This window comes from Cryobacterium sp. W22_MBD10_FK3 (genome assembly GCF_052113745.1).
Lineage (GTDB): Bacteria > Actinomycetota > Actinomycetes > Actinomycetales > Microbacteriaceae > Cryobacterium.
The window spans coordinates 21,405-27,681 of sequence record NZ_JBGQOH010000033.1 but is presented as its reverse complement, the minus strand read 5'-3'; the positions used below and the strand labels follow the sequence as shown (position 1 = coordinate 27,681).

The following is a 6,277-nucleotide window of genomic DNA, read 5'->3' as shown; positions in this document are numbered from 1 at the left end:
CCCCCCCCCCCCCCCCCCCCTTTTTAATGATACTACGACCACCGAGATCTACACTAACTCTTGTTCGTCGGTAGCGTCAGGTGTGGATAGGAGACAGGGCGGCAGGGGCGCCAGGCGCGGCTGGTGCGGCGGGTGCGGCGGCCTGGGCCTTGGCCAGTGCGGCCGCGGCGGCTGCGGCGCTCTGCCCAGACTGGTACTCACGCTCCACGTCAGCGGTCGTGTCCTTCAGCAGGGCCAGCTGCTCGTAGAGCTCGGCCGACTTCTTCAGTTCGGCATCCAGGGCGGCCTGGGCGCCCAGGGCCGCGTCGTTGGCCGATTCGTACTTCTCCTTGGACTCCGCGCTCAGCCGCTTGCGTTCCGCGGTCGCTGCGGCGGCCTGGGCGATGAGGGATTCCGCGGTGTTCTTGTCCTGCACGGCCTGACGGTAGATCGTCTCGGACTGCTCGCTGAGCTTGCTGGCGGTGCCGAGTTGGCTGAGCAGATCGTCGGCGGTGTTGCCGTTGATGAACAGGTTGAGCGAAAGGTCCTGGGCACCGGTCTTCGCCAGATGGGCGGCGATGAGGCCGGCGCGCATCTTCGAGGTGTCCGCCGCCTTCTGGGCGACAGCCGACTGCTTGTCCAGGCTCTCCTCCCTGGCGGTGGCCGCGTCGAGGTCGTCCTGGGTGACCCGGTACGCCTCCGCCGCCATCTGGGAACTCTGTGACGCGTCCGCTGACGACTCCTGCAGGCCCTCGAGCAGGCCGGTGAGGTTCGCGATTTCCTTGGCCTTGGTCGCTTCGCTCTCCTTGGCCTTGGCGACCTCGTCCCAGCTGGGGTAGTCCTCGTCGGCGAACGCCGGCACGGCCACGCCGGCACCGGCAGCGACCGAGCCGATCATCGCGGCGGACAACAGCGCCGCCGACGTGCGTCGCGAGCGGCGGGTCGGTGTGGACTCAGCCAAGTGGTGCTCCCCTGTCGGACATGAATGGAACGGCGTTGATGCGGTTGCCGCCGCTGAACACCTCGAAGTGCAGGTGGCAGCCGGTGGACGCGCCGGTGGTGCCTGAGCTGGCGATGTTCTGGCCCGCGTCGACACGCTGGCCGACCGAGACGAAGATGCCGCCATCGCGGATGTGGGCGTAACCGGTCATGATGCCGTTGCCGTGGCTGATCTGCACGAAGTTGCCGTAGGTGCCCTGGCGGGCCGCGTAGACGACGGTTCCCGCTGAAGCGGCGTAGATCGGTGCGCTGCAGCCGGTGCCGATGTCGGTGCCGTAGTGGAAGCTGCCGCTGCAGCCGCCGCTGCCGCAGAGAACCGGCCTGGCGCCGTACCCGTCTGTGATGCGTCCGCCGGCGGGCACCGCCCAGCCCTGGCTGCCGATCGAACCGCCGCCGAGTCCGGCTCCGGGGGATCCGGACGACCCGCCGGACGAACCAGGACTGGGCCTGGCGGCGGCAGCGGCGGCAGCGGCCGCTGCGGCGACACGCTTGCGCTCTTCCTCGGCCAGGCGGGCACGTTCGGCGACGCCGGCCTCGTAGCCGGCGGTGGTGGTGGCCTGGGCGTCCTGCATGAACTGCAGCTGCTGCTCGAGCACGACGCTCTGCGCCTCGGAGGCAGCCAGCGCTCCCGCTGCGGCCTCCGCCGCGGCCTGGGCCGCGACCATGGCTTCTTCGGCCTTGATCCGCAGCGCTTCCCGCTCGGTCTGGGCCACGGCGGCCTGGTCGCCGAGCGACTGGGCGGTGTTGTTCGCGGTCTGGGCCTGGTCGTACACGTCGGTGCTGCGTTCGACCAGCTTGCTCATGCTGCCCAGCTTGGACAGCAGCTCGTCGGCGCCCTCGCCGCTCTTCTGACCGTCGATGAAGAGGTTGACACTCAGGTCGGTGCCGCCGGTGCGGTACAACTGCGCGGCGAGTTGGCCGGCCTGGGTGGTGGCGGCGTCGGCCTCGGTCTTGCTGGTGTCGGCCTGGGCCTGCAGGTCGCTGGCCCGACGGCTGGCGTCGTCGAACTTCTCCTGGGCGGTCTGCAGCTCGACTCCGCGAGCCTCGGCTTCGGCCGCGGTGCGTTCCACCTCGGTCTGCAGGCCGGCGATCAGGTTCTGGATCTCGGTGACCTGGTTGGCGGCGGCGGCGGTGTTGCTCTTGGCGTTCTGCACGTCCTGCCAGCTCGGGTAGTCGACAGCCATGGCCGGACTGATCGGGCTGGTCAGAGTAACCGCGAGGGTGACGGCGGCAACGAAGCCGGTCACACCCATCGTCGCCTGACGGGAGCTGACGCGCTTGGCTCCAATGTCCTGCTGCCGGTTCGGCCGCAGACTGTGCAGGCCGGCGCGAACTCCGCGGCTGATCACGGATACCGTGCGCTTCATAACTCCCCGATCGGGCTGGTGTCAGTCACATTCGTCACTGTGGCAACACCGGTCACAATAACAAACCCCGCTGAGTGGCCAGGGTCCGGTAAAAATCTAACCCGCCCGCGGGCCGAATCCCCGCCCATTCGCGGGCGCGGTGCAATGCGACACGCCGACGCCTGCGCCGGGCTGAATCTCGTTCCGGCCCGGAATCACGGGGCAGACGGGCCTGCCGCACCCCGTCGGCAGGCACGGGCCACCGGGCCGATTTGAACTATCGCGCTTTCAGCACTTATGATTATGCGTCGGAAGTCATCAGCTTCCGGGAAGTTCGGCCCCATCGTTTAGCGGCCTAGGACGGCGCCCTTTCACGGCGTTAACACGGGTTCGAATCCCGTTGGGGCTACGCATACTGTAGGTTGTACTCGGCACGAAAAGTAAGACAGAAACACAGCACGAAAAGCTTCAAAGTTTGGCCCTGTAGCGCAGTTGGTTAGCGCGCCGCCCTGTCACGGCGGAGGTCGCCGGTTCAAGTCCGGTCAGGGTCGCCAAGGCGACAAGCCCTTTCGAAAGAAGGGGCTTTTCGTCCTTTACGAAGGCGTCTCTCGTAGCCGCCTTCTGGCCCTGTAGCTCAGTTGGTAGAGCGTTCGACTGAAAATCGAAAGGTCACCGGATCGACGCCGGTCGGGGCCACTTGGCCATCTGCGGGCTTCTACCGCAGGTGGCCTTTTTTTATGCGACGATGTGGGCATGAAACGCTCCGCCTCCGCGCATCTCGAGCTGGAGGCCCTCGGGCCCGCCGAGCTGGTCTTGTCCGTCACGGTCGCTATGGACGCGAGCGCCACCGAGTTGCTCACGATCCTGCAGGACGGCATCTCGCTGCCGTTCCGGGAAACACTCGACCAGCACGGCACCCGGCTGCAGCTCGTCTCGGTGCAGGCCGGCCGGATCGAGATCGACTACACGGTCCAGGTGGCTGGCGAGTCCGCTGCTCCCGAAGTGTCCGACATCGACATCGTGCGCTACCTGCGACCCAGCCGGTATTGCGAATCCGACCACCTCTGGCCCACCGCCCAGGCCGAGTTCCGCGGGCTCACCGGCATCGCCCTGCTCGACGCGATCACCTCCTGGGTGGGCCGGCACCTCAGCTACGTTCCCGGTGCCAGCCTGCCGACCGATGGCGCGGTGCGCACCCTGCTGGCCAGGCAGGGCGTCTGCCGGGACTACGCCCACCTGGTCATCGCGTTCCTGCGCGCGCACGACGTGCCCGCCCGCCTGGTGTCGGTCTACGCTCCCGGCCTGTCCCCGATGGACTTCCACGCCGTGGCCGAGGCCTACCTCGACGGTGCCTGGCAGGTCGTCGACGCCACCGCACTCGCGCCGCGCCAGTCGCTGATGCGTATCGCGACGGGCCGGGATGCCGCGGATACCGCCTTCCTGTCATCCGCCGGCGCCGCCGTGCTGTTGCATGTGCTCACGGTCACGGCCGTCGCCGACGATCTGCCCCTGGACGACATCACCGAGTTGGCGCGCCTGGTCTAGCCGGGGCCACCCCCGGACAGGTCACAGCGCGCCACCCCGGCCCGCGCTATGGTCCCAGCGCCGCACTCCAGAACCTGACATTCCCTCACCCGTGCCGATCGTCCCGACCCAGGTGACGTCGGCGCGGGCCCCAGCATCCGGCTCCTGACCTGCAAGGGATTCTTGTGACGACAGATGACCGTGCCATGACCGACGAGGTCCGCCGATCACCCCCGGCCGCGTCGCCCACCGGGCCGGCCACCGCGCCGTGACGCCCGTGTGGATCGCCGCAACCGCCGACGTCGACCCCCGAGCCGTGCTCGGCGAGGGCAGCGCCGTGGCCGACCTGGCACAGTTACGCGAATTCGCCCGCCTCGGTCCTCGCTGCCTGATCGGGCGCGGCGCCTATCTCGGGCCGGGGGTCATCCTCGGGCGGCACTGCACTGTGCAGGACTATGCAGTGCTCTACGAAGGGACCCTGCTCGAGGAACGGGTGTCCATCGGGCCCGCGGCGGTCTTCACCAACGACAGGTTTCCCCGGGCCGTCACGCCGAGCGGTTCACCCACGTCCGCCTCGGACTGGAACACCGTGGGTGTCACCGTGCGCACCGGGGCGTCCGTCGGCGCCAACGCCGTGTGCGTCGCGCCCCTCACCATCGGCCGCTGGGCCGTCGTGGCCGACGGATCGGTGGTGACCGCCGATGTCCCCGAATACGCGCTGATGGACGGGATCCCCGCCAGAAGGGTGAGCTGGGTGGGTCGCAGCGGCGCCAGGCTGGACGTCCTGGGCGGTGGCCTGTACCGCTGCCCGGTGACGGGAGCGCAGTACCGCGAACACGACGGCACGCTCACGCCCCTCTGATTTGGCCCCCGATGGGGTCACAGCGACTCTCTGCCGGCCCGGCTATGGTCGCGTCGTGAGGATCCGGGCCGGCATCAGGGCTCTGTCCTCCAGTCCGCCACCGGCACCGCCGACGGACTCTATCCGAGTTGTACCTGTACACCCGAATTGCAGGGATGCGCCGTGACCAGATTCGCTCCTCGTCGACCTGTCCAGGCGGTCGACTGCCCCGCCACCCCCCACCGCCCCGCCGGCGGACGCCCATGAGCCCCGCGACGGGCACGGCCGGGCTGCCGCTCATCGAGCAGAGCGCAGACGTGGACCCGACCGCCGATCTCGGCGCCGGCACCCGGGTATGGCACCTCGCGCAGGTGCGGGAGCGGGCCAGCATCGGCAGCGGCTGCATCCTGGGTCGGGGTTCCTACATAGGTCCGGGCGTGGTCCTCGGCAGCAATTGCAAGATCCAGAACTACGCCCTGCTCTACGAACCGGCGGTCCTGGAAGACGGCGTCTTCGTCGGCCCCGCGGTGGTCTTCACCAATGACGTGTTCCCCCGGGCCGTCAACCCCGATTGGACCCGCAAGGAAGCCGAGGACTGGCACCCCGTGGGTGTGCACGTCAGCACCGGCGCCTCCATCGGGGCCAGGGCCGTCTGTATCGCCCCGGTCAGGATCGGTCGCTGGGCCCTGGTCGCGGCCGGCGCCGTTGTCACCGCCGACGTGCCCGACCACGCCATCGTGGCCGGGGTGCCCGCCAGACGCGTCGGCTGGGTCGGCCGGTCCGGCATCCCGCTCCAGAAGGACGAGGACGGCCGGCTGACCTGCCCGGCCACCGGGGAGCGCTTCCACGAACAGGACGGCGTCCTGGTCCAGGAACCGGAGCCGGAATGAACAAGCGACAGCTCGGTCTCACCGCCCTCGGCCTAGCCGTGGTCGTGGCGGGCTCCGGATTCCTCGTCGCCCAGCTCCTGCCTCCGGCCGACCGGATCCAGGTCGAGGCCGAACCCTCGGCCACCGCCGGTACGGCGCCGGCCCAGGGCTCCCCCGCCACCCCGGCTGACGGCACGGCGTCTCCGACACCCCAGGCGCCCCCAGCCGGCGCCGAGTCGGAGTTCGACACCGGTCCACGCACCGAGACCGGCCCGCGCACATCCACCGAGGTGCTGCCCACGGGGCCAGAGGACGTCGTCCTTCCTCCGTCGAAGCCCCGCACCGCACTGGTCTCTCTTCCGCTGCCCCCGGCCGCGAGTTCGCTCGGCGAGATCGTGGCCGGGTATCCCTCCGATGTGATGCCGGGCATCCCTGACTCGTCGGTCGAGCACAGTTCGGTGGCGACGGCGGGCGACCGCCTCCAGGCCGCGCTGGAGGCCAGGACGTCCCTCGCCACCGCGGACGTCCTGGCGTTCTACCGGCAGCATTTCGCGCCGCTTGGACTCCTGGAATCCCCCACGACCAGTTCGAAACGTTCCTCCACACTGAGCTTCGCCCGCGGGGACGATTCGGTCACCCTCTCGGTCACCGCCGTCGCCGGTGGGTCCTCCTACGTGCTCTTCGGTGCCTTCACGGCAGAAGACTAGGGCGGGCCGGGC

The 6,277-nt window shown here is 69.3% G+C and carries 6 protein-coding genes and 3 tRNA genes; 7 read left to right on the top strand and 2 right to left on the bottom strand.

The features are described from left to right. Window positions 1-76: 76 nt before the first annotated feature. Window positions 77-940, bottom strand: coding sequence for a coiled-coil domain-containing protein (locus ACEN2M_RS18370; protein ID WP_441649585.1), 864 nt, complete (start codon window positions 938-940; stop codon window positions 77-79). Beyond that, window positions 933-2,345, bottom strand: a complete 1,413-nt coding sequence (locus ACEN2M_RS18365) for a peptidoglycan DD-metalloendopeptidase family protein (RefSeq protein ID WP_441649584.1) — start codon at window positions 2,343-2,345, stop codon at window positions 933-935. Before ACEN2M_RS18365 ends, ACEN2M_RS18370 begins: the two co-directional genes overlap by 8 nt. A 315-nt stretch (window positions 2,346-2,660) precedes the next feature. Between ACEN2M_RS18365 and ACEN2M_RS18360 the strand changes: the two genes are divergently transcribed. The 7 genes from ACEN2M_RS18360 (at window position 2,661) to ACEN2M_RS18330 (ending at window position 6,265) form a co-directional block, all read left to right on the top strand. Further along, a tRNA-Glu gene (locus ACEN2M_RS18360) sits at window positions 2,661-2,733 on the top strand. Window positions 2,734-2,801: 68 nt separating this feature from the next. Continuing rightward, window positions 2,802-2,878: transfer RNA gene (locus ACEN2M_RS18355), tRNA-Asp, on the top strand. A 69-nt stretch (window positions 2,879-2,947) separates the two neighbouring features. Then, window positions 2,948-3,020, top strand: a tRNA-Phe gene (locus ACEN2M_RS18350). A gap of 57 nt (window positions 3,021-3,077) precedes the next feature. Continuing rightward, window positions 3,078-3,869: a transglutaminase-like domain-containing protein gene (locus ACEN2M_RS18345; protein WP_441649583.1), complete on the top strand. Its 792-nt coding sequence runs from the start codon at window positions 3,078-3,080 to the stop codon at window positions 3,867-3,869. Between the two features lie 247 nt (window positions 3,870-4,116). Beyond that, the gene (locus tag ACEN2M_RS18340) at window positions 4,117-4,710 is read left to right on the top strand and encodes an acyltransferase (RefSeq protein ID WP_441649582.1); all 594 of its coding nucleotides are present in this window, start codon (window positions 4,117-4,119) and stop codon (window positions 4,708-4,710) included. A 242-nt stretch (window positions 4,711-4,952) separates the two neighbouring features. Continuing rightward, complete coding sequence (locus ACEN2M_RS18335; protein ID WP_441649581.1) at window positions 4,953-5,579, top strand: acyltransferase; 627 nt, start codon at window positions 4,953-4,955, stop codon at window positions 5,577-5,579. After that, a complete protein-coding gene (locus tag ACEN2M_RS18330; protein WP_441649580.1) occupies window positions 5,576-6,265 on the top strand; it encodes a hypothetical protein in 690 nt (229 codons plus the stop codon). Before ACEN2M_RS18335 ends, ACEN2M_RS18330 begins: the two co-directional genes overlap by 4 nt. The last annotated feature ends 12 nt before the right edge of the window (window positions 6,266-6,277 follow it).